Source organism: Legionella sheltonii (assembly GCF_026191355.1).
GTDB lineage: Bacteria > Pseudomonadota > Gammaproteobacteria > Legionellales > Legionellaceae > Legionella > Legionella sheltonii.
Map to the genome: position 1 here is coordinate 186750 of NZ_JAPHOQ010000003.1, position 24171 is coordinate 210920.

Sequence of the window (24171 nt, forward strand, 5' to 3'; positions counted from 1 at the left end):
AATATAAATTGTAGAGAAACAACAACTCCCTTTTGTAACCAATTTTTTTGATCGACAAAGCAGGGCGCGATCTAGAATATCTGGATTTAGGTTTTCTGTCATTGAGAAAAAGACCGAAATCAGCTATCTTGTGGACCAAATTAAGGTGATTATTAATTGACTTAGCCAGAAAGGATTTTAATCCCCTTTTTACTTCAGGGAGAAAAGGAAGAATATTTTATGTTTAAACGAACAAAAACGGATTGTTTCTCACCATCTTTTTCCATACGTTCTTTATTTATAATTTTTAGTTCAGTGATTGTGACTGCCAATGCAAGCTATGCTGATCCAGCTCAAATAAATCACCAAGCGAACCAAAGAGACTTAAGTTGGTTTCATCCATTTATTACTTTCTCAGGTGGTGTAGCAGTTGCCAAGACAGGACATTCACAAACTTTAAACATGGATGGTGATTTCACAACGTATCAATATACCCCCAGCCATGGCCATTCAAATCGGATGTTATGGGGCGGGTCTATTGGAACTGAAGTTCCAATGAATTCGCTGTGGGCTTTGCAGCTTGGTATCAGTTATTATAGGCCTAATAATTTTTCTAGTAGCGGTATTTTAATACAAGGTATAGATGAGCAATCAGCGGATGAGTTTACCTACAATTATAAAATAAAAAGTAGCCAACTTTTTTTTGAAGGCAAGTTATTACATTCTGTTAAACAGATTTTTCATCCCTATGTCTCTTTAGGTCTTGGCGCTGCTTTCAATAATGCTTCAAATTATCAGACTAGCGTGCCCCCGTTTCTAACGTTTACCCCAGAATTTGAGGATCATAAAACAACGAATTTTGCTTATAGTCTTGGTCTTGGCATCGATATGGATCTAGGTAAAAACTGGCGCTTAGGGGTGGGCTATCGTTATGTGGGCTTAGGTGAGGCGAATTTGGATGAAGGAGTGCTTGATGTAATACCGTTCACAAGTACTTTGACACTACCCCATCTTTATATGCAGGAAGCCCTAGTACAACTAAGCTATTTAATTTAGGAAATAGGAAAAATGAAAAAGAATAAAAGGATGTCCTCTTTATTTCTGTTTATTAGTGCCACTTCGTTAAGCACGATGAGCTATGGGGTTGCCTACAATGTTGTACCCAAAGCAGGTACAGTGTTACCTACTCAACTTGTTTTAGGAAATACTGCAACAGCATTTTATACCGTAACGAATGCTACGCGTCGTACGCTACCAGGGGGATTTGTTAAATATTTACCACCTAACGTTACCCAAGTACTCAACGATACAACTTATTCTGATTTATGTGGTGCAAATTTTACCTTGTTGCCAGGAGGGAGCTGTACATTGGAACTTAAGGTTTCAGGTGCTGTTAATCCACATGATCCTAATCCTCATAATCATCTTTTTGTTTGTAGTCCTAATGTTCCAGCATGCGCAGGGACGAATGAACCTTTAAATGTTAGGGCCTTCGAACCTACAATAAAAGGGGTGGTTCAATCAGGGAATGTTTCTGCAATTCCTCTTGCGAATGCAAATGTTACTATTTACACTGCCAGTTCAACGTCTGCAATACCGATTGCTAATGCGACAACCAATGGATCAGGACAATTTTTTATTTATATTCCACCGGAACAAATACCCCAAACAGCTTCATTTTATGCAGTTGCCCGCCAGGGAAATAACACCAAGCTGGTGACTGTAATAGGTAAAAATCTGCTTCCAGCGATTACAATTAACGAATTGACGACTGTAGGCGCAGCTTTTTCAATGGCACAATTTTTTAATAATGGGCAGATTAGTGGTAGCTCATTAGGATTAAAAATTGCCTCAGGCATGAATGATAATTTAGTTTCGCCGATTCAAGGTACTCTATCGCAAGTGATTACTGCGTCACCCAATGCAGATCAAACAAATACAATGCGCTCCCTCAATAATTTATCTAATTTAATTGCCTCTTGTGTTCAAAATTCGCCAGGTGCATGTACTGTTCTTTTTGGATTAACCACAGTCAATGGTTTTGCACCTACAAATACCTTAGATGTATTGCTAAATATAGCGCATAATCCGGCGAATAATGTATTAGGCATCTATGTCCAATCGAATCAATTTGCTACTTATCAACCTTCTTTAAAAACGAAACCTGATGCGTGGACTTTAGCTGTAAAATTTAATAATTCAGGCAGTTTGTCAGCTCCTTTTGGTGGGCCAGCCAAAACGGTTTTTGATAAAAACGGGTACGCCTGGATAACGAATAACGTGATTCAAGGCACTCCCAATTCATCCAACTGGCTTATTGTTTTAAAGCCAAACGGCCAACCTGCGGACGGAATAAATGACACCCCCACATCGCCACTATTTGGCGGTGGTCTTTTAGGGAATGCTTTTGGAATTACAATTGATACGCGTGGATCGATATGGACAGGCAATTTTGGATGGGGGAGTTGTGATACCTGTTTGCCTCCAGGAGGCGAGGGGAGCGTGTCTCAATTTTCTTCAACTGGTATTCCAATTTCAGGTCCTCTAGGCTATATATCGGCTTTATATAGAGTTCAAGGTACTGTTTCAGATAAAAATAACAACATTTGGATGGCCAGCTATGGTAATGACAGGATTGTTGTTTATTTAAATGGTGATCCTAATTCTGCCATTTATTATCAAGAACCTGCAAACAGTGGACCTTTTGACATAGCTATTGCTCAAGATGGTTCTGCATGGGTGAGTAACAGCAAAACTTCTGCTGGCAACCCAGGTTCGGTAATTAATAAATATGTGATTTCCGGAACCCAACTCATCAAAACTTTAGATGTTCAATTACCAGCCGGTAGCTCAACAAGGGAGGTTTCTTTAGATTCGCAAGGTAATGCTTGGGTGGCATCTGTAAATGACTCCACAATCTATAAAATTGCCCCCAACGGAACCTTTGTTGCATATAACGGCCAAGGTGGTGTGTCTGGACCTTGGGGGGTTACTGTGGATGGTGACGATAATATCTGGGTGGCTAATTTTGAGGGCATTGGCTTTCCCCCTCAATTTTCAATTTCCAAACTTTGTGGTATTAACACAGCTAAGTGCCCGACAGGATTAACTACAGGTGATGCAATATCTCCCTCAACCGGGTATACCTTACCCAGTGCAGGGAGCCAAGTATTGCTCGCCGATGGTACTCCGCTTAATGGCGCAGGTGGACCACCCAGTTTTAATCCTTTAATGCGTCTCACTCACGCCATTTCAGATCAAGCAGGAAATGTTTGGGCTGCAAATAATTGGAAACCACTTCCTTTTAGTGACAATTACTTTAATCCGGGAGGGGATGGGATGGTCGTGTTTATAGGAATTGCAGCACCACCGAAAATGAGCCAGTGATCACTTTATTGACCTTATCGCTAATTCTTTTCGTCAGAGTATAGTGATTGTCAAACCAACGTAGAAAGGTCTAAATCTACGTTGGTTTTTTTTGCTGCACGAGAAGGTAAGCCTCAATTCATCAGTTTGCTTAATAGGTATGATTAGATCTATTATTATTTTGTATGAATTACAAATTATCGCCCACATCAGGACATTTTACTTATGCATTTACTTTTTGATTTTGATGGTACGCTAGTAGATAGTTTTGACTGCGTGATTGAAAACACCAACTTATTGGCTGAGCAATTCAACTTCAGAAAGATTAAAGAGCATGAAATTGAATCCCTTCGAGAGCTTTCATCACGAGAATTAATCAATTTTTTAGGGATTTCTTTTTATAAAATACCTTCCTTAATACGACAGATTAGGTATCTTTTACACGAGCAAATGGTGAATATGAAGCCAATAGCTAATATTCCCACAATCTTAGAGACTTTTTATAAGTCGGGATACTCACTCGGCATCTTGACTTCTAATTCAGTTGAAAATGTTCTTTTATGGCTAGACATGCATCAAATTCACCACTTTTTTAATTTTATCCATGATGAATCGAATTGTTTTTCTAAACGTCATTTACTGAAAAAAACGCTCAAAAAATACAAAATTGATAAAAGCAAAGTATTTTATATTGGAGATGAAACCCGAGATATTGAGGCAGCAAAGAGAAATAATATTCAATCAATCGCTGTAACCTGGGGTTACAATTCAGAGAAAACTTTATTAAAGCATCAGCCTACATACCTTGCGAAACAGCCTGAAGAGTTGTTAACGATTTGTTCCGAAGTTTCTTTCACAGGGTTTAATGATTATTAGTTTGTTATAGCCAACGAAGTGAATCACCCAATACAATTTTATTCTTTGAACAAATAAATTATTTAAACGTACGGTTTATGAATTATTAAAATCAAATAAAAATGAAAAATAGTTTGAGTCAAGACTGTTTTTTTAATTTTTATTTGTATAAGATAGCTACGCCTAATTCCCTTTCAAAATGATCCAGGTCTGTGGATATTTATTTCAATCAATAGTGAACCAGTAATTAACAGTCTATAAAAAGCCCTTGCAGAGCCTGCTTTATTCTATTTTTAAATCCGAATAGTACTATATAAGTTATTCACATTTTCTGTGGATAAGTCTGTTTATAGTCTGTCAAGCACCATGTACAATTTAGGGGTTAAGCAGATGACTCATCCTTTTCCAAGGTGTTTTTTCAGTAAGGCTAACAGGACGTTATTGTGCCTGTTGTTTCACCTAATGTAGGTGGTGTCTACCTTGGACTTGCTTTATTTCCAAAACGATTCACACCTTCTATCGCCTCATTAGGGAGCGTGCCTTCAATTTTAGTTCCAAATTTATCTTTATTTATGGCGACAAAGAAGGAGGCGGTATTAAATAAAGATGGAGTAGTCACCTTAAATCCTAGACGAGCATAAAGATTAGCTTCCGCTCTGCTTAAAAAGGGATTGCACTTCTGATTCTCTTCATCAACTAAAATAATTTGCTTTGCTTTCGGGAATCGAGTTTGAATGGCTTGTAGTTGTTCTGTACTCATTTTCTTTAACTCTTCAGTTGCAAAAGACACAGTTGTAATATTTTGAGGTATTGCTTGAACAATAAGCGCCAGTTCTGCTGCTGTCTTTCGGCCAAGGCCATTCCAGCCTAAATTAAGATGGGAGATTCCTGAATCTTTTAGGGCGTCCAATAGGGCTGCCAGTTCTGCTGCTGATTTTTGCCCAAGGTCATTGTCACTCAAATCGAGATGGGTGATTCCAGAGTCTTTGAGGGTGCTCAATAGGTTTACCAGTCCTATCCCTGTCTTTTCGCTAAGACCATTCGCGCGCAAACTAAGATGAGTGATTCCAGAATCTTTGAAGGTGCTTAATAGGGCTACTAACTCTGCTTCGGTTTTTTTCCCAAGGCCATTCGCAAACAAATCAAGGTGGGAAACTCCGGAGTTTTTGAGGGCGTTCAATAGGGCAACCATTTCTGGTGTGGTCTTTTTCCAAAGGCTATTTCCCCCTAACTCAAGATGGGTGACTCCGGAATCTTTGAGGATGCTCAATATGGCAACAAGGTCTGGTCCTGTTTGTTCGCCAAGGCCATTTCCTCCTAACTCAAGATGGGTGATTCCAGAACCTTTGAGAGTGCTTAACATCGCTATCAACTCTGCTACTGTTTTTTTTCCAAGATGATTCAATTTCAGATCAAGATGGGTGATTCCAGAGCCTATTAATTGTTTGAGTTCAGAGATTATTTGATCGGTTTGTTTGTTTGAAAGATTCAGGCGCATTGACAAATTTTCCTATACTAAATATTCGCTACGATACTTAGAACCTGTTTGTATTTCTGCTTTTTTGTTCAAATATAGCTAATGTAAACAGGCTCTGTTCTGTGGCTGGAGTTAACTAAATAATGATCTATTTATTCATGATTTGTTCAATGTTATCATTTGTTGAGCAGTTGATCAATGTATCATAGCTAACCTGCTACAGGAAGAGGCTTGGTTGTGAGCAGCTCGCTTTTGATCACATTGTTGCCCCCAGCGGCTTGGCCGCGTGGGCTCGTGTTTTAATGCCGCTCTCCTTGTGCTTCCTGAAAGCTTTGGCGGATGAGATTTTGGTTGCTGGAGGTTCTGTTCACTTTTTTGGCAGTGCTACAAATAATGAGCCTGAGTGATTTAGCGCATTTGCTTCCATACCAGCTTGATTGCCCTCACCCTTATAAACATCAACATGTGCGCCCACAATGGCACCGCCTGTGTCTTGGGCTACACACCATGAAGTAGATTTTTTGCAGTTATAGATAAAACTCACTCCAACAGGAATTACGCGGTGATCTGTTGCGCATGAAGCATGTGGGGTGAGCGAAATATTTTCAGAACCATATGGTCCTCCAGCTTCTTTAGTAAAAAATACAAAGCTTTGGTCGCGATTCCGCAAGTCAGCAGCTTTATCGCGGTTTAGAGGGTTATCGAGATATTGGCGAATTCGCTTTTCTGATGCGCCGCTTAGTTTAATCTCTTTAGATAGGTTGCAGCGTAACTTTGCTTCATCATGACATTTAGGATCTTTAGCGCAACGTTCCATTCTATCCAGGTTACCACCACAGGTTGGGTCTTGTGCACATTGGACTATGCGACCCAGCATGGTGCGCGGCCTGCCATTGGCGCCATCGTAATTAATACGAAATACTTGGCCATCGAGAATTAATGAACCAGATCCTTGAAGCATTAAAAAGGAAGGGTCATTTGGGTCTTTAACATAACCGATTATATATTTTGGATTTAAAGCCCCGTGATCAATTTCTTCGCGGTCTGGCGCTATTGAGTAGGTACCATCGGCATTTTTTAGACAAAATCCACGCGGTATTTTGGTAAGCGGGTCAACTCCGCAAAGAGGAGCTTTCAAATTAAATTTCTTGCATTCTGAAGCTGCATTGACAACACCTGGGTTACTGTAGATAGGATATAAAAATCCTCCTCCACGTTTGGTGCGAGCCTCAATAGCGGCTGGCGCATAATAGGCAGTAAATTGAAATTCACCTTTTTTAAATCCTGCATGATTTTCAGGCCAACCATCGCTTTTATACCAGTCAAATTCGCTTTTGATACTCGCTAAATATTTTTGAAAATTGCCTTGGGCAGCTTTTGCAAGACTGAGCATTTTTTTGTTGGCTTCGAGGCACCATTCTTGTCGCTTAAACTGATGGCCAGCAATAGTTACTGTTTGAAATTCACCATGGTATTTATTGCAGTTTTCAATCTGATTATTTAAGGCTTTAATTACTTCATCCATATTGCCCACTGAGTTATCTAACGGCAGTTCTGAAGCCGAAATTTTATGAAATTTAAACCGCAACACACCAGGCTCTTTGGCAGCCATTTTCTGTCTTGAGGTAAAATCCACAAGTCTTCTAACATCTAAACAATGTTGAATTGGATCTGCAGGGAGGGTTGCATGGGTGATGATGCTAAAAGTGATTAGTGCAATTATTAAAGCGGATCGAAACATGGGTATCCTTAGCCATAGCAATGGTTGAGTCTCGTTTAGCCATTGATTTTGAGTTATGTAACAAAGATTATATAGGCTATTTGACCAGTCATCAAAGAGATGTATTGATGTAAATGGTGGGGTGTGAATCTTTCACGCGATTACGGGGTCGTTTAATGAAGGCTATACTTGTTTTAAATACAGAATTGAAACAATTAATATGAAAGGTTATGAGAAAATTTCATTTAGTAGAAGATAAAACACCAACGCATGCTAATTTAGCTCGATTCTTGAAGGCCGAAGGATGGAAGCCAAGTAAGTTTTCTGCGCTGGCGTCAGTGAATGAGAAATGGCTCCATTTTTCACCGCTGATTAGTCAAACCTTAGAGTACAAGCATCTGCTTGCGGCATTTCTACAAGCAAACCATCTCGAATATTTGATGCCAGAGACCTTTTTCATCGATGATGACACTTGGCCTTCTGTTTTGGCTAATATCAGTAACTCAGGGTCTGCCAACACGCCTTGGATATTAAAACCGTCCATGTTAAATAATGGACAACATATTCATATCTTTCATGATCTTAATGCCATTGAGGCACATTTTCTTTCCCATCAGCGAATGGGAGGGGCCCAAGTTTTGCAACGTTATATTGTTAAGCCGCAACTGATACAAGGGCCCACTTTGGGGCATAAGTTTTCCATTCGAGTATTGTTGGTCTTATCGACACATGCAGGCTCAGCACTTTTTCCGAGTGGCTATGTGAATATTGCCTTAAAACCGTATCAAGAAGATAACTTCAATCAACTGGAGGCTCATCTTACCAATGAACATCTAAGTGAGGAACGACTTAATGTGGTGCAACGCCTAAGCGATGAAATCGCCATTTTTCAACCTTATAAGATGACTATTATTTCTATCTGCCAACTTTTAGTAAATGCATTGAAAAATCAATTTACCTCTATTTGGCAAGATAGCCAGCCGCGAATTGCGTGCTTTGGCTTTGATTTTATGGTTGAAGCAGAGGGAAATAAACTTTGGTTATTGGAAGCAAATCATGGACCTTGTTTTCCAGTGGATGATTCACATCCTTTATTTAATATTTTATACCGTCCTTTTTGGCAACAATTAATTAAACATTTTATTGAGGGGGAGCCATCCAATTTTATTGAGTTGGACCAGCATTCTTGATACTCAGTTATTAAATTACAATTTATAAAAATTTCTGAACTTGGTTTTTGATCACTTATTATAAGCACATACCTTGATAAATTAACTTTGACGTTCGGCTGGTGGTCATTTTTTATCCATATAGATATCTTTTTCTAAGTCGCTTACCGTTAATACCATACATAGTCCAGAATCTAACACTGCATATATAAATTTTAGCTTAATTTAAACATCAAAATCCTCTTGGCTCCTTAGTAATCGATCTGATTAGTTTTTGGCTCTTTCCGCAGTCACTGATTTTTAAATGACTGCACTCATAAACTCAAACTACTAAAGGATTGATCAGTATTCGAGGAATTCTCCTGGCTTTCGACCTCTTTATTCAAGCTATCACTAATAATGGAGTATAATTGACTGTTTGAAGCCGAACTCCACTGTGAAAACGGATTATATTCATTTGCAATTTTTTGCTGAGCCTCTCTTAATGCATTCAATTTTTCTAACTTACTTAAACTATCATTTTGTAATCGATTGATTAAGTGCATCGCCATTTCCACTCTATGATTCGAGTTTGGCCTAAAAAATGAATGACTATAACCGGATTTACTCTCGATGTAATGTTTTAAATCAGTCACTGCTGCTTGGGGATCAAAGCGTTCAGAGAGCTCTTCTAACATTTTGAGTTCGAATTTGTATTGAGTTAATAATGCAAACTCTTCTTTTGTGCACTCTAATTTTTCTGGATTGAATTGGGCAAAAATAATTTGACGCAGTTTGTCAGATTCGAACAAATCAGCAATTTCTTGCAGTTCCGAAATTGTAGAAACAAAAGAATCAAAAGGAACTTTTGATAAAAGGCGTTCCTGTGAGTTACTGGGCATCAAAGCCAAGCATTGTTCCAATAGATCTTTTGAGTTAATAAGATAGAGAAACTTCTCGACCACTTTAAATTTAGAATTGTTTCCCGTTTTTTGTAATAAAGAAATTAGCGCATCGCCCTCTTTAATTTCATCCTTAAACTGCAAAAAAAACTGTTCTAATAGAGCAGATTGAATCGCATCATGGTTGTTCCAGGCAACATAGTATGCAGTCCATTCTTTAAAGGAGGTAATGTGACTGCTTATCTCATCGACCATCATACGATCTAGTACTGCTGCGTCATAGCTTAGTAAAAATTGATGGAATGAATTGTAATTATCGGAATTTAACCACTGATATAAATTAGGTTTAACAAACGCTAGAACTTTCTTTTGTTGATTGCTGTAGTAAAAAAGTGCTTGAAGAATCTGGCATGTATTATCATAGCTGTTGAGCAGTACTGGATATTTATCTTCTAGAGATGCAAACACTTCTTCAAGTAACTCAGGGCTTACTCTTTTTCCTAACTGCAAAAAATCCTGACAGGAGGTAATTGAAGGTGCCAGCTGTTGTGCATATTTTTTTCTCAAACTACTTTTTGCTGGCTCTACAAGTTTGGCGATTAATTTTTGATATTTCTCCTTAGTATTGTATTCTTGGATCAGAGCTTTAAATTGAGCATCAACAATAAGTTGTTGCTGTTCTTTTGAGAACAGATGGATAAGCCCATGGATTTTCGCGACAGAGTTGAGCTCCGCAAAACGAGGCTGAACACAGGCTGCCACTTCCTTAAAAAGTTGGGGATGATCTGCCAGAGTGATGAAATCCTGAAAACTCTGAATAAACGGTTCTATAAAAGTGGTTGCTTCTATATCATGATATTCTGAACTTTTTCCGATTAATTGAATCAATTGATCAAGCAATCCCTCATCATCACCATCCAACATTTGGGGACGATGTGTTAAGGCTTCTAATACCTCATCTAACAATAAAGTCAGGGACGGTAAGTCCTCTTTTGCTTGATTTGTCTTCGCATCTCTGGGAACTTTATAGAGATCTGGATATTGATTAAGGAATTCAAAGAGGCAATTGGATATTTGATGAGCGCAAGGAAAAATGTCTTCTTGCTGCTGTCGCTTAAACTCTTCATCTGTGAGAACACAATCTTTATGGCGAACAAATAAAGCCAATAAATAACTCTCGAGAGTCAGCTCTGCACGGCCATAACTTTTAAGGTTGAGTTGTCTAATTGGCGGTTTGTGAGCTAAAGCTGTATTTTCGGGTAAACTCAGCTCTTGGGGGAGCTTGCGCCAAAGTTCATAAAAAGTTTTAATTGATCCGGCGACAACCTCGTTATCTGCCCATTCCTCACTGCCTGAATCAGCAACCGAGGCTTTTTCAAGCTCCAAAGCTAATTGATGTAGCGCAAAACCGATTGAATTATTGTCATATTTTTGATTGTGCTGTTTCTTTAATACTTGAATAAATGTTTCACTGGCCTTGCCAGCAACCTGTTCTAGATTGAGCATATCTCTACCGCCCAATTTATAGACCACTTGGTTTGCTGAGGGTTGGAAATCAGCAATCACGAGATTGCTATCCACTTTAGCTGTTTGAAAGATTTCTGCTATCGGTATCAGTTTGGTTTGAGCCTGATTAGTAATGTAATTCTCAAGTTCAAAATGTCCATCTTGCTCTGTTTCAAATTTGAGATCTGCACTTTCTCGATTCAAACCAACAAGACCAGGCATTAAAATCTTGCATATTGCTTCTTTAGGACCCGCAATTGCTTCTGCTATTTTGAGACAGAACTGGTTAGCAGGTAAAAATGGATGACGGGTATAGGCTAGATTCGATTTTTTCAGCAGTTCCCAACGCATTTTAAAATAGTTTCTGAAGATTATGGCGTCTTTATCAAGAGAAGAATTATCATCCCGACCCTGGATTAATTGAGTAAAAAAGGAAAAGGTAAATGCAGACTCTTGCTGCATAATCTTCAGTGTTTTCGCATCCAGGTCAGGAGAAAAAATTGTCTTTTGATTTTGATAAACACAGAGTAGTTCTTTTAATTGTTTAACGGTAAGCATAGAGTCGGGAACCAAAAAAATATGTTTGGCCAACTATAAATTAACCTGCTTCTTTTTTTCAATGAAAAAGTTTATCGCGAGGCTATTGGCGTAAGTTGCTCCCTCAGTAACCTTATATTTTAAGACGCTCTATATGTTTACTTCCTCTGTCATTATGACTGGCCTTTGCATCAAAAATAACTAAGACGAACCGTACGATATAAAATTTCATTTCGACTTAGATAATTAAAACCTTAGCCCCAGGATTGGCTTTTACCCAATTAGCCACATACTCAATATGGGTATTTTTGCCAACAGCAATGCATCCACGCGTTGAGTAGGGTAAGTTGTTTAACCAATTAAACCATCCAGAAGACTGAGTGGGCCCATGGATTCCTACATCCCTACCTGTATATCCTGCAGCTGATTGCTTTGGAGTCGGATAGAGAATTGGAATGAAGACTCTAAATTGATTAGATTTTCTTGGATGAGCTAACCCATATAATCCAATTGGAGTTTTATTATCACCCGCTTTCTTTTTACCGACGCCTTTATATCCGAGAGCGACTTTAAAGGTCTTAATTACAGTGCCGTGTTTACAAATAGCTAAAGTTCGCGTTTTGGTATGTACATTGATTCCGTTTGATAAAGGACAAGTCGAAGTACCAGCGAATAAAACGACAGGGAAAAAAATAGAGATCATTAAAACAAATGCTTTTATTTTCATACAATCAGACGAATATTACTTAAATTGGTCAATAATTATCCCACAATATTACTTTTATTCCTAGGGTTGGCAGGTTAAATCTTATCGAGTCTGATACTTTTGATTTTCAGGTCAGGAATTTTCATTTAAAGTATGGTTCCGAAATGGTCGGGATGCTTGATGATTTTTCCATTGGGTATCACCATTTTTTAAAGAGGGTGCTTTTGTTTTGTGATAAGCCTTATTACCCCTTATCACTCACTTATGGAGAAGAAATATTTTGCTCAATGACTACTTTTATCTAAGATTTTGTAGATTTTCAATTCTAGTTCTATTGATACTAATATGTAGCGGAAACATTACCAATAGTTTTTTATTACAAGTTGGATTTAAAGAAAATGACACCAGAAATAGTCTTATACTGATGATGAATGGAGATGCTCATAAACCGTTTGTCTATCGCTCTATTTTACCGAAAGGGATAAAATGGTTTACTGAGCAATTGAGTTTGGATACTCAAAAACAGTTATTTCAATCAATTAATAGAAAAGATTCACTCCGATCACATTATTTTTCAATACTGTCTATGGGCTCCTGGACCCCAGTGATTGCGATAACATACAATCTCATGTATTTGATAATTGTTTTAGCGACCACAGGAATTCTTTTTATTGTTTATCTCTTAGGACGTATGCATCATTTGAATTTTGGTGAAGCTTTGGTTTGTATGATTAGCTTCAGCTTGTTATATCCCTTGACCTTTCAATCTTATGGTTATTATTATGATTTTATAGAATTGCTCGGTATATTTTGTGCCTGTTATTTCGTACTGAAGCAACAGAGAATTATGTATACGGTATGTATTGCGGTGTTTTCCTTTAATAAAGAAACATTTTTTTTGGTACCACTTGCCCTTTTTTTTCTTCATCCAGAACAGGTTACTTTAAAAACACGGATCATCGATTTGGCATTGCAGTTGCTTATTTGTTTTGCCAGTCGCTTTTATATCATGAGTGGTTACGAGGCTAATCTTGGAAATTTTGTTGAATATCACTTTCGTGAAAATATTGCCTTCTGGACGAAACCAGCCAATTTCTTTAAGTTTTATAATGTAATCGCCAAAGGAGTGCATACTCCAAGTCTGCAAAATCCATTAATTGCTGTACCTTTATTTATTTTTTTTAAACACGCCTGGAATGAGTCGTCACAAAGATATCGTAATTACTTCTGGGCTGCTTTTTTACCTCTAATACCTTTATTTATCTGTTTTGGATATAAAGATGAAATGAGGGTGTTTTCATTAGCTTTTCCAGCAATTACCTTAATTACTCTGCATGGTGTCACTAAATTTAATGAAATATTTTCTGGATTAAGCAAAGCTGTAGGCGTGGTTAATGAAAGTAATTTGCTTTAATAATTAAGTCATAAAGCCAGTAAGAGTTTAAAACAACTAGGGTGCTTTGGAAAAGAAATTAATCTCTTTTCGGTTCTCTTTATCAGATTGTTCCTTTTTCCCAAGAAATTGATCTACCTGAAGTTTCAATGACTCATTTTCAAGGCGCAATTTTGAGAGTTCTTGGGATAATTTATCAATTACCTGAAACTGAAAATTATTTTCCCTACAAAAGGTTTGAGCCAACTTGCTATCGCTTACTACAGCAGTTAATTTTTCTATTAAATCTTTTTTATCCGAATGATTCTTAAAAAATACCAGCGTTTTATCCAGAGAATTAATAATATTTTGAATGTGATTCAGAGCAGTTATCTGACCAAAGATAAAATGTCTGTTTTGCGTATAAATATCAACTAGCTGTTGTACCTTAGCTTCCAATTGTCCTTGAGTGGTATTGATTAATTCCAATTGTTGGGAAATTTGTATTTTAACATTCCCTGTCTTTATTCTGGCAGGCCTGTTGCGTGCTTCTCGTATTAGGTTATTGTGATCGAGTTTCAGGTCATTGAGTTTCGTATACAACTCTAAAGTTTCATTTATTTTATTAGCGAAAAATACATCAAAGGGGATGGGTGTTTCAAAGAAGCGCTCGGTATTCATTTCAAAATGAAGGTTGAGCTGGTCACATTTTTGTTTCAGGTTCAATACCGATTTTTGATAATCTGATAATTTTAAAAGAATTTCTTTTTTTCCGATCATTATTTATCCTGGCTGTGCTTTACAGTTTCATTTTAGCATAAATTTATTTAGCTCAAATTCATTAGATGAATGGAAATGTAGTCTGAAATGAACATGCGAAATTTAGTTTTTAATTTTCTGAAGCAAAGTGTTAAATTGGATTTTTTGAAGTAAAATTCACAAAAAAGTGAATTAAAATCACTATGCAGGATGAAACTTAAAAGTTCAATATTTTTTGTTCATTGAAAAGAACGCTTTTTGTCAAACCAAGCTTATTTATGATTATTTTAATTAAGAATAAAGAGTATGCATTTGATAATTTATTATACTTGAACAATAATATACTATTAGAGCAGTAATGCATTTAGGCTGCATGGTTAGATGCAGATTCAATGTGTCATCAGTTAGTTACTCTTCTTGATTTAATTTAAGCGGCTGCATTACAAAACTCTTACAGTAATGAGTGGAGTGTTCAAAATGCTTGTGGAAATTCTCTCACGTGCCCAATTTGGTTTTAGCATCGGATTTCATATTTTATTTCCAACATTGAATTTGGGGTTGGCCTTATTTTTGGTCATTATGGAATTCTTTTGGCTTAAAACTAAAAAAACAGTTTACCTTGAAATTTGCAAATTTTGGACCAAGATTTTTGCACTTACTTTTGGAATGGGCGTTGTTTCGGGCATTGTCCTGGCTTATCAAATCGGAACAAATTTTGGCCCGTTTATTACCCAGTTCGGCAATGTCTTGGGTGCATTATTCGCCTATGAAACTCTAACCGCCTTTTTTCTTGAAGCAGGTTTTTTAGGCGTCATGCTCTTTGGATGGAAAAGAGTACCACCGCTACTGCATTTTATTGCAACCTTTCTCGTTGCTATTGGCACAACCATATCTGCATTTTGGATTATGTCTGCAAATTCGTGGATGCAAACGCCTAGCGGGTATGAGGTAATTGGTGGGAAGTATGTAGTTGCTAGCTGGTGGGCCGTGGTGATGAACCCATCTTTTATATCTCGCTTCATCCATATGATTCTGGCCTCTTATGTGACAACTTCCTTTGTGATCATGGGTGTAGCTTCTTATTATTTGCTTCGAAAAAAATCAGTGGAAGCAGCAAAGAAAACGATGTCTTTTGCACTTTGGGCCGCTTTGATTCTTGTTCCTGTCCAAATTGGTGTTGGTGATGTTGTGGGCCTCAAGGTTAAAGAATATCAACCGCTTAAAACAGCGGCGATGGAGGGGCTTTGGCATACTCAAAAAGGGGCTCCTTTAGTATTGTTTGCTTGGCCTTCTCAGGCAGAACAACAAAATAACTATGCTATTGAAATTCCTAAACTTGCAAGTTTTATCAATACTCATCATTGGGATGGAGAGATGGTTGGTTTAGACTCTGTGCCACCCAATCAACAACCCAGAGTTGCGCCAGTATTTTTCTCATTTAGAATCATGGTCGGCATCGGACTTCTGATGTTCGCAACAGCTGTTGTTGGGGTGTTTCTTCGTTATAAAAACAAAGTTTATGTGGCAAAATGGTTTCACTATTGGTGTTTTGTACTGACACCGCTCGGTTTTATAGCCAGTATTTCCGGATGGCTCACAGCTGAAATTGGAAGACAGCCTTGGGTAGTATATGGGTTATTAAAAACTCATGATGCTGTCTCTGCAATCAGTGTCGAAGATGTCATTATCTCTTTTATTCTGCTTGTTCTTGCTTATGGCGTTGTCTTTGGGTTTTATTTGTACTATCTACTGAAAATGATTCGTTTAGGTCCTGAAGTCATTGAAGAACAAGTTGAACATCATGCATTTCAATACATGACTGATTTAAATGTGGAGAAAAAATAATGCTCCCACTTATATTTGCTGTATTACTTGCCTTTATTGTTGTGATGTATGTCATCTTAGATGGTTTTGACTTAGGGATCGGAATTTTATTTCCTTTTACCAGTAGTGAAGGCGAAAGGGATAAGATGATGAATTCAATTGCCCCAGTATGGGATGGGAATGAAACCTGGCTTGTTTTTGGTGGCGCCATACTTTATGGCGGATTTCCTCTGGTTTATGGGGCTCTTTTGCCCGTTCTTTATATCCCTATCATGTTCATGTTAATCGCTTTGATTTTTCGTGGAGTTAGCTTTGAATTTCGATTTAAAGCGGATAAATCCAAACCTATATGGAATTGGTTATTCACGATTGGTTCGATTGCCGCTGCCTTTTTTCAAGGAGTCATCTTAGGATGTTTTGTTCAAGGTTTTACAATAAATCCTCAGACTATGGCAATTATTCAGTCCAGCTGGTTGACTCCTTTTAGCTTATTTACTGGTGTTGCTCTAATATGTGGTTACGGGCTTCTTGGAGCGACATGGATGATTATCAAAAGCAGGGGTAAACTTCAGAGTAAAATGGTCCACTATGCCCGAGGGTTGCTGATCGCTGTGAGTTTCTTTTTAGTGTTTGTTAGCATCTGGACCCCGTTGCATAGCACTGAAATCTTCAATCGCTGGTATCAATTTCCCAATTTTTTATTGTTAAGCCCACTTCCTTTAATTACCGCATGTGCCATTTTTCTGGCTTGGAGAAACTTATCTTTAAATGCTTCTGACGAACGCAAGCCTTTTATTTACAGCATTGTCATTTTTTTGTGCTCTTATATCGGTATAGCGATTAGTGTTTATCCTTATTTGATTCCACGTCAGATCACCATTTGGGAGGCTGCAGCCCCATCTTCGACTCTTGTATTTATATTGGTCGGTGTGGCTATCATGTTACCCATATTGCTTGCATATACTTTATATGCCTACTTTCTTTTTAGAGGTAAAACAGAAGGACATTACCATTAGGTTGGTTGTCAATACATCAGCAAAATTGCAGCTATAATTTAGCTAATACCCTTTTATGAGGAATAGAATCATGGTACATCATACACGCGAAGATTTTATTAATCAGGCTAATAGTGGTTCTAAAGCAATTGCTCTGATTTACTCACCGATTGAACTCCATGAATATATTGTAGAAATTATTGCTAAAAATTCTGATGAATTTATTCATAAGGGAAAAGAACTATGGCATTTCAACTCTATTGACGAGGCAATGTCGCGCGCTGCAGAATATGGGGCTGAAGAATTTTTTCTGTGTGCTGATAATACTTATGATGAATGTGGATCCGAACGTGGGCCACAGACTTTTGATTACATACCTCTTTATGCAAAGACTAAGCACGCCAAAAATAATTAGTCATTGAGTCTCGATGTATGTTTTCGATTAAAAAAAATTAGGGATTAATTTGATGAAGTCTTTAGGAGCTTTGATACAGAGTTGGCTTGTGAACCAAAATAATTACAATCCTGATGAACCATTAAGCAATACAATCGATTGGGTTCGTGCGATACCTTTTATTATGGTTAACCTGAGCTGTTTACTGATTTTTTATGTGCATTTTAGTTGGATTGCCTTGAGTGTCGCAGTGACTCTGTATTTTTTTCGTTTGTTTACCATTGGTGCTTTTTATCATCGATATTTCTCACATAAAGCGTTCAAAACCAATCGCTTTTGGCAATTCATTTTTGCAGCTCTTGCAGGAACGTCAGCCCAACGCGGTCCTCTTTGGTGGGCAGCGCATCACAGGCAGCACCACATGGTGTCTGATACCCCTGAGGATGCACACTCCCCAGTACACCACGGGTTTTGGTGGAGTCATGTAGGTTGGTTTCTTACCAAAAAACATTACCACTACAATCCAGAGCGAGTTAGAGATTTGGAGCAATATCCAGAACTCGTTTTTCTTGAACGCTATGACATTTTAATGCCTGTATTATTGTTTCTTGCTCTTTTCATCACAGGTTGGATACTCCAGATGTATAAACCACAATGGAACACGGGTATCGGTGAAATGTTGGTTTGGGGTTTTAGCGTTTCCTTGGTCGCAGTATTTAATACAACCGTAATCATTAATTCCCTGTGTCATGTATATGGTACAAGACGTTATGAAACGTCGGATAACAGCAAAAACAACCTGTTTTTTGCTCTCATTACGCTTGGTGAAGGTTGGCATAATAACCACCATCATTACCCTGCATCAGCGCGTCAGGGCTTTCGATGGTGGGAGATTGATATCACTTATTACCTAATCAAACTTTTAGAACTCATGGGTATCGTCTGGGATGTTAAACCGCTGCCCAAATCTCTATTAGAGCAGAATTTAGCTAAAAAGTAGTTATCCATAGGGGAATGACAATGAAACTTACAGGACTCTTTTTCTTAACAATGGTATGTATCTTTGTGTTGGATATGATTTGGTTGGGTATCATTGCGAAATCGGTTTATGCCCAAAACATCGGTATCTTGTTACGAAAGTCGGGTACAGGAATGGCTCCTATTTGGTGGGCAGCGGCAGTCGTTTATGTGTGCATCGCATTAGGGATCGTTTATTTCGTCTTGCCCGGCGCACAAGGCAATTACATGCTGGCACTCGCTGGTGGAGTAATCCTAGGATTTGTAACCTATGGGATCTATGATTTCACCAACTACTCAATCCTTGCGAACTGGCCTTTGAAAATCACATTAATCGATTTTATTTGGGGCATGGTCTTATGTGGACTGAGTAGTTTATTTGCTGTCTTCATTCAGAACCGCTTTTTTTCTTAAACCAAGGAAAAAACATTGAAGTTTGCTTTTGGTACTCAAGATATTTTTGTCCCCGTGATTTTATGGAGCCTCTTTCGGTCATGGGGCCAGTCATATGTGTAAAAATAACATAAAGCATCAAAGGGGAAAGTAAGCTTAGGTATCCATTGTTGGACTGTACCGCAAATAAAGCGAATCCCATCCAGCTTAACCAATCAAAAAAATAATTAGGATGACGTGAATAATTCCATAAACCTTGGTTACACACTTCCCCTTTATGCCGTATTTTAAAACGTTGCAATTGTAAATCGGCTATAGTCTCTCCCATTATCCCCACTGTAACCATGCAAAATGCAAGGATATCTATCATGGTAATGTGAGTCAGTCCTGCTTGGCTAATCAGTAAAAACACACTTGAAATGATTAGGATGAGCAGTCCCTGGAGTTGAAAGTTAAGAAAAAAACCAACAGAGGGGCTAATTTTCCAATTGGCACTGAGTTCTATATAGCGCTTATCTAAATGTCCTTTTCTTATTCGTGTGTACCATAGATAAAATGCAAGGCGTAAAGCCCATAAAATGAGAAGAAAGCCAATAATCACAGTACGAAAACTTAATGGGGTTAAGCCTAAATAGATTAAACCTGAAACCATTAATCCTAATGACCATGAGACATCAACAACAGAAGGATTCTTTAGAATACGATACAAACCCCAAATAAAACTCATTTGTAAAAAAAGATAAATCACTACAATGCCGAGAGAATACATTAATTATCATCCTTTATCTTATGATAACAGTAGACGCAAAATGGCAATACAATTGCCCAAACCGCCCCGATGAAAAGGCAAGTCGTATTGCTGCCATAAGGAAAAAAAGCAGCCCCTAAGCTGGCACCAATGCGAAATGCCGCTGCAAAACCTACGCATGACAAAAAGCCGAGCAAGAATAGGTGATCAAATAGGTTACTTAATGTGGCATATAAAACAACCGTAAAACTTATCCATATGGTTATCATCCAAGGAGAAGTAAAATAGGGGGAAAAAGGGTTTGCTGAATAAATGACTAGTCCTTTATAAACCAGGGCACTATCAATTAGAGTACTTATAGAGATGACTATTGCTAATAAAAGCCATAGCCCTTCTAGCGTTCTTCCCGTTTGATGTTGCCAGTACAACTGCAACATAACACAAACAACCACAATAAGAGCGCTTATCCATGCATATCCTCGAGCAGCGAGCGTGATGCAAGCGAACCAAGCAACATAATAAGCAGTCGTGTGAATGAGGTAATGTAATGTATTCATCGTCTTTTTCGCCACAAGGCATGAATATCGCTGATGTAATTGGTCTGAAAACCAGCAGCACAATAACAAAAATAGAACTCCCAAGTACGAATAAAAGATTCAGTAAATCCTTGTGCTAAAATCTCCTTTTTATTGGTTAACAGGTTTTTATGCCAGTCATTCAAGGTAGAGACATAATGGTGGCCTATGTCTTCAAATGAAAGCAATTGCAGTGTTGTTTTGTTGGCAATTGATTTACTTATGGAATGCACAGAGGGCAGGCAACCCCCGGGGAAAATGTATTTCTTAATAAAATCAACCTCATTTTTTGCAGCTTCATAGGCTTGATCGTTAATAACAATGGCCTGTAAGAAAAATAAACCTCCAGGTTTTAGCAGCTGATGGCATTGCTGAAAAAATGTATCAAAATATTTATGCCCAACGGCCTCAATCATCTCGATTGAAACGACTTTATCATATTGTCCGGAAAGTTTTCTGTAGTCTTCTTTTAATAATTTAATCTGATGATTTAAGCCCAATTGATTTATTTTTTCATTGACATAGAGGTATTGCTTTTCTGAAATTGTCGTCGTCGTGACCTTACATCCATATTCTTTAGCGGCAAAACATGCAAATCCGCCCCATCCGCTACCTATTTCCAAAATATGGTCACTGGGTTTTAGTTGCAATGCGTTACAAATGGCTCGAATTTTATTCTGAGATGCTTCCTCCAAACTTATATTCGATGGCTTATAAAGAGCGCATGAGTACATCATCGATGGGTCGAGAATTAATTTAAAAAAATCATTTCCTAAGTCGTAATGAGCCAGAATATTCTCCTTAGCGCGACGAATCGAGTTAATTTTTAATTTATAGTTTATTGTTCTCATGAAACTAAAAAAACGGGCGATGGGACTCTCAATCTGATTGAAGATGGCGTCATTTTTAATAATGATCGCAATTAATTTTTGTAGGTCATCTGTATCCCAATCACCATCAATGTAACTTGATCCAGCACCAACAGAGCCTTCCATGAGAATTGATTTATAGGCTTTGGGGTGGTTTATGGTGATGTTGGCAATTGAATCATTTTTCTCTTTTTCATTACCAAATGCATAGCTACCATTCACGTCATGGACTTTGATGGATCCGTGGGTGATGCCATTTAATAACTTGAAAAAGATTTTTTGGGAAAGTCTTGTCCGCTGAGTAGATAAATGATTATTTTGGTCCATTCGATGTCCTTTTTTTGGAACTTGGGTGTGCATGAAATGGAACACCCTTAATCCATAATTTTAATGCTTGCCAATAAATCGCTGCTGAAACTTTGTAAGTGATTAAAGGATAATGCCAAAATACTTTTTTAATGGAGCAATTATCTTGGGCCTTTAAAATTAATGTTGCATCAAAATCTTTCTTTCCTTCAATATGATTTTCCATATGAACCACAATTTTTTCTTTATTTAGTTTCAAATTGAGATGATAGGAATAATTCATGGACATAAAGGGGGAGACATGCAGTTCTTTTTGAAATTGATACGAATAAATTTCATTTTTAGGTTTGGCTGAATACTTCAATACATAATTATGCCGTTCTCCCCAAGGGGTATTGGTAACCTCCAAAATTAAATAATCCAAATTTTGATTTGTCTCATCAAAAATAAAATAAATACTGATAGGGTTAAAGCAATATCCTAAACAACTCAGTTGGGATAATAAATAGATTTTTCCTTTTGGGTAAGTTCCATACCGATTCATCACCAATTGACGAGCGTATTCATCAAGTGGGATAGTCGATTTATTAAGATAATTTTTGCGTTTAAATGAAAACCAATTAAACTTCTCTATGGAAACCTGTTTGATGTCTTTGAAGGTATTATTTATCTGCGCTAAATCAAAGTAGAACATAAATAACTTATATGAAAACTGATGCTTTTTTGGAACAAAGCGGCGATGTCGTACATGTCCTGTAAAAATGAGATGGCCCATCATCTAGGCTCCTAGCAGCTTACAGGTATTGATCGCACTATTGACACCATCCTCATGAAAGCCATAGCCCCAATAACTTCCAACATAGTATGTATTCTTCATCCCATTAATTAAATTAATTTGCTTTTGAGCTTTTAAAGCAGACACAGTCAAACAGGGATGCGCATAGTTGAATGATTGGATTATTTGATTTTCCGCAATTTCATTCGAAAGATTAACTGATACAAAAAAATCATGGTTGGAATGAATGGATTGCAATCGATTCATGTAATAAGTAAGTGTAGGCGCTGCGCTTTGGTTATCGAGGTAATTCCAACTTGCCCAAGCCCTTTTATTTTTTGGCATTACATTTTTGTCTTTATGAAGAACTACTTCATTTTCAGTATATTTTATTGCCGATAAAATATTGATTTCTTCAGGAGTAGGTTCCTCGAGCATGGTTAACGCCTGATCACTATGAGTAGCACATACGACTGCATCAAAGACGTGCTCTTCTGAGTTCACAATTAGCTTAATCTTATTCGCTTCTCGTATTATTCGCTCTACTTTGGAGTTTAAGTACACTTGATCTTTTAGCCGCTCAAGCATCGGTGTAATGTAGTTTTTTGAGCCGTGTTTAATTACATACCACATAGGTCGGTTAAACAAATCAAGAAGTCCGTGATTGTTATAAAATTGTAAGATAAAGAAAGCGGAACAATTTAGGGTATCTTCTTTATTTTTAGACCAAATAGCAGCCATCATTGGAATTAGATAACATTCTTTAAATTGCTCCGAGTATTTGTTTTCCATAATGAAGTCATTGATGGTTATTTCCAGATCATTGGTTCGAAGCAAGAATTTTTTTGCATCAGCATTAAATAAAATGATGTCTTTGATTAGGGCGTGTCCTCAATTTAAAGCTATTAATTGAACAGATTTGTCGATTTGTAAATTCTTTTTGTTCATCATTACACCAATTTCTCATTTCAATTTAAGCCAAATTATCGAACATGCTAAAAAAAGCATCGATTTGAAGTTTCGTGCCAATTTTTCAAAGCGCGTAGCAATACTTCGAAAGTGTTTCAATCGAGCAAAAAGATTCTCCACCAAATGGCGTAATTTATACAAAGATGAATCAAACTCTGGGTTAGGTTTTTTACTGTTTGTTTTCCGAGGAATAACAGGGTTCATTCCCGCACTTCTGGCCTCTTCTCGAATATCCTCCGAGTCATAACCTTTATCGCCTATGAAATGATCTGCTGAGCCCACTTTTTCTATTATTTTACATGCAACTTGGGAGTCGTGGACTTGACCCCCAGTGATTTCAAAATCGATCGGATTTCCATGCGCATCGGCTGCAATATGAATCTTTGTAGTAGCTCCACCTCTAGACTTACCAATGGCTCGCTCTTCTCCAAGCCGAGATCCACTCGCATGCTGGTGAGCGCGGACGTAACTTCCATCGGTGAATACCCATTCCGTATCAATTTCGCCTCGTACATCAAAAAAAAATCTGCCCATAATCCTTTTGCAGCCCACCGATTGAAGCGATTATAAGCTGTTTTCCATGGACATAATTCTTTCGGAATATCGCGCCATGGCGCTCCTGTGCGTAGTTTCCATAAAATGGCCTCCATAACACTACGATCATTATTCCATTTATGGCAGCCGTGAAATCGCATTGTCTTTTCAAGTTGTATCCATATCTCATCAGTGAGTATTTGTCTTGGCATATGTGCCCCTAATTTTTTGCAAAATAGTCGCACATCAGGAGTAAAAGTCTACAGGATTTTAATTGTTTTTTTGATTTAAATTAAGACAAAATAAATGGTTGGTGGAATGATGAACAAAAAGAATTTACAAATCGATAAATCTGTTCAATTAATGGCTTTAAATTGAGGACACGCCCTAGGTGATAAAAGTCTAATTTAAATAGGTTTCGACGATCTGAAAAAAGAGTATTTAA

21 protein-coding genes are annotated in these 24171 nt (G+C 37.6%); 10 read left to right on the forward strand and 11 right to left on the reverse strand.

The window, feature by feature from the left end; translation table 11 throughout:
- Window positions 1-219 precede the first annotated feature (219 nt).
- The 3 genes from OQJ26_RS04615 (at window position 220) to OQJ26_RS04625 (ending at window position 4221) form a co-directional block, all read left to right on the forward strand.
- Window positions 220-1035: an outer membrane protein gene (locus OQJ26_RS04615; RefSeq protein ID WP_265702795.1), complete on the forward strand. Its 816-nt coding sequence runs from the start codon at window positions 220-222 to the stop codon at window positions 1033-1035.
- A 12-nt stretch (window positions 1036-1047) separates the two neighbouring features.
- Window positions 1048-3366 carry an NHL repeat-containing protein gene (locus tag OQJ26_RS04620; RefSeq protein ID WP_265702796.1) on the forward strand — a complete coding sequence of 773 codons (2319 nt, stop codon included), beginning with the start codon at window positions 1048-1050 and terminating at the stop codon, window positions 3364-3366.
- Window positions 3367-3570: 204 nt separating this feature from the next.
- Window positions 3571-4221 (forward strand): HAD-IA family hydrolase, encoded by a 651-nt coding sequence (locus OQJ26_RS04625; RefSeq protein WP_265702797.1) that lies wholly within the window; start codon window positions 3571-3573, stop codon window positions 4219-4221.
- Between the two features lie 454 nt (window positions 4222-4675).
- Here OQJ26_RS04625 and OQJ26_RS04630 read toward each other — a convergent pair whose 3' ends face one another.
- Both OQJ26_RS04630 and OQJ26_RS04635 read right to left on the reverse strand, forming a co-directional pair.
- Complete coding sequence (locus tag OQJ26_RS04630; RefSeq protein ID WP_265702798.1) at window positions 4676-5698, reverse strand: leucine-rich repeat domain-containing protein; 1023 nt, start codon at window positions 5696-5698, stop codon at window positions 4676-4678.
- 346 nt (window positions 5699-6044) lie between these two features.
- Window positions 6045-7418: an MltA domain-containing protein gene (locus OQJ26_RS04635; RefSeq protein ID WP_265702799.1), complete on the reverse strand. Its 1374-nt coding sequence runs from the start codon at window positions 7416-7418 to the stop codon at window positions 6045-6047.
- Between the two features lie 209 nt (window positions 7419-7627).
- On the opposite strand from OQJ26_RS04635, the gene OQJ26_RS04640 reads away from it, so the two are divergent.
- Complete coding sequence (locus tag OQJ26_RS04640; RefSeq protein WP_265702800.1) at window positions 7628-8587, forward strand: ATP-grasp domain-containing protein; 960 nt, start codon at window positions 7628-7630, stop codon at window positions 8585-8587.
- Between the two features lie 293 nt (window positions 8588-8880).
- On the opposite strand, the gene OQJ26_RS04645 is transcribed toward OQJ26_RS04640, so the two are convergent.
- Window positions 8881-11544, reverse strand: a complete 2664-nt coding sequence (locus OQJ26_RS04645) for a hypothetical protein (RefSeq protein WP_265702801.1) — start codon at window positions 11542-11544, stop codon at window positions 8881-8883.
- 184 nt (window positions 11545-11728) lie between these two features.
- Window positions 11729-12217: a L,D-transpeptidase family protein gene (locus OQJ26_RS04650; protein ID WP_265702802.1), complete on the reverse strand. Its 489-nt coding sequence runs from the start codon at window positions 12215-12217 to the stop codon at window positions 11729-11731.
- 403 nt (window positions 12218-12620) lie between these two features.
- Here OQJ26_RS04650 and OQJ26_RS04655 point away from each other — a divergent pair, with 403 nt between their 5' ends.
- Window positions 12621-13610 carry a hypothetical protein gene (locus tag OQJ26_RS04655; RefSeq protein WP_265702803.1) on the forward strand — a complete coding sequence of 330 codons (990 nt, stop codon included), beginning with the start codon at window positions 12621-12623 and terminating at the stop codon, window positions 13608-13610.
- Window positions 13611-13646: 36 nt separating this feature from the next.
- Here the strand turns inward: OQJ26_RS04655 and OQJ26_RS04660 are convergent, their stop codons facing one another.
- Complete coding sequence (locus tag OQJ26_RS04660) at window positions 13647-14348, reverse strand: hypothetical protein (protein ID WP_265702804.1); 702 nt, start codon at window positions 14346-14348, stop codon at window positions 13647-13649.
- A gap of 456 nt (window positions 14349-14804) precedes the next feature.
- Between OQJ26_RS04660 and OQJ26_RS04665 the strand changes: the two genes are divergently transcribed.
- The 5 genes from OQJ26_RS04665 (at window position 14805) to OQJ26_RS04685 (ending at window position 18971) form a co-directional block, all read left to right on the forward strand.
- Complete coding sequence (locus tag OQJ26_RS04665) at window positions 14805-16172, forward strand: cytochrome ubiquinol oxidase subunit I (RefSeq protein WP_265702805.1); 1368 nt, start codon at window positions 14805-14807, stop codon at window positions 16170-16172.
- Window positions 16172-17167, forward strand: coding sequence for a cytochrome d ubiquinol oxidase subunit II (gene cydB / locus OQJ26_RS04670; protein WP_265702806.1), 996 nt, complete (start codon window positions 16172-16174; stop codon window positions 17165-17167). The genes OQJ26_RS04665 and cydB overlap by 1 nt, the downstream gene beginning before the upstream one ends.
- 70 nt (window positions 17168-17237) lie before the next feature.
- Window positions 17238-17561 (forward strand): hypothetical protein, encoded by a 324-nt coding sequence (locus OQJ26_RS04675; RefSeq protein WP_265702807.1) that lies wholly within the window; start codon window positions 17238-17240, stop codon window positions 17559-17561.
- Window positions 17562-17613: 52 nt separating this feature from the next.
- On the forward strand, window positions 17614-18540 hold the full coding sequence (locus tag OQJ26_RS04680) for an acyl-CoA desaturase (protein ID WP_265702808.1): 927 nt from the start codon (window positions 17614-17616) through the stop codon (window positions 18538-18540).
- Window positions 18541-18560: 20 nt separating this feature from the next.
- Window positions 18561-18971, forward strand: coding sequence for a DUF2177 family protein (locus OQJ26_RS04685; RefSeq protein WP_265702809.1), 411 nt, complete (start codon window positions 18561-18563; stop codon window positions 18969-18971).
- Here OQJ26_RS04685 and OQJ26_RS04690 read toward each other — a convergent pair.
- The 6 genes from OQJ26_RS04690 to OQJ26_RS04715 form a co-directional block, all read right to left on the reverse strand.
- Complete coding sequence (locus OQJ26_RS04690) at window positions 18946-19719, reverse strand: DUF1295 domain-containing protein (protein ID WP_265702810.1); 774 nt, start codon at window positions 19717-19719, stop codon at window positions 18946-18948. The genes OQJ26_RS04685 and OQJ26_RS04690 overlap by 26 nt on opposite strands.
- Window positions 19719-20255: a DUF2878 domain-containing protein gene (locus OQJ26_RS04695; RefSeq protein WP_265702811.1), complete on the reverse strand. Its 537-nt coding sequence runs from the start codon at window positions 20253-20255 to the stop codon at window positions 19719-19721. Before OQJ26_RS04695 ends, OQJ26_RS04690 begins: the two co-directional genes overlap by 1 nt.
- A complete protein-coding gene (locus tag OQJ26_RS04700) occupies window positions 20252-21469 on the reverse strand; it encodes an SAM-dependent methyltransferase (protein WP_265702812.1) in 1218 nt (405 codons plus the stop codon). The genes OQJ26_RS04695 and OQJ26_RS04700 overlap by 4 nt, the downstream gene beginning before the upstream one ends.
- On the reverse strand, window positions 21456-22226 hold the full coding sequence (locus tag OQJ26_RS04705; protein ID WP_265702813.1) for a DUF1365 domain-containing protein: 771 nt from the start codon (window positions 22224-22226) through the stop codon (window positions 21456-21458). Before OQJ26_RS04705 ends, OQJ26_RS04700 begins: the two co-directional genes overlap by 14 nt.
- Window positions 22227-23015: an NAD(P)/FAD-dependent oxidoreductase gene (locus OQJ26_RS04710; RefSeq protein ID WP_265702814.1), complete on the reverse strand. Its 789-nt coding sequence runs from the start codon at window positions 23013-23015 to the stop codon at window positions 22227-22229. It abuts the gene before it with no gap.
- 171 nt (window positions 23016-23186) lie between these two features.
- A protein-coding gene (locus OQJ26_RS04715; RefSeq protein ID WP_416209942.1) for an IS5 family transposase occupies window positions 23187-23938 on the reverse strand; the annotation gives its coding sequence in 2 pieces (ribosomal slippage) (window positions 23187-23737 and window positions 23737-23938; 753 coding nt in all).
- Window positions 23939-24171: the final 233 nt, after the last annotated feature.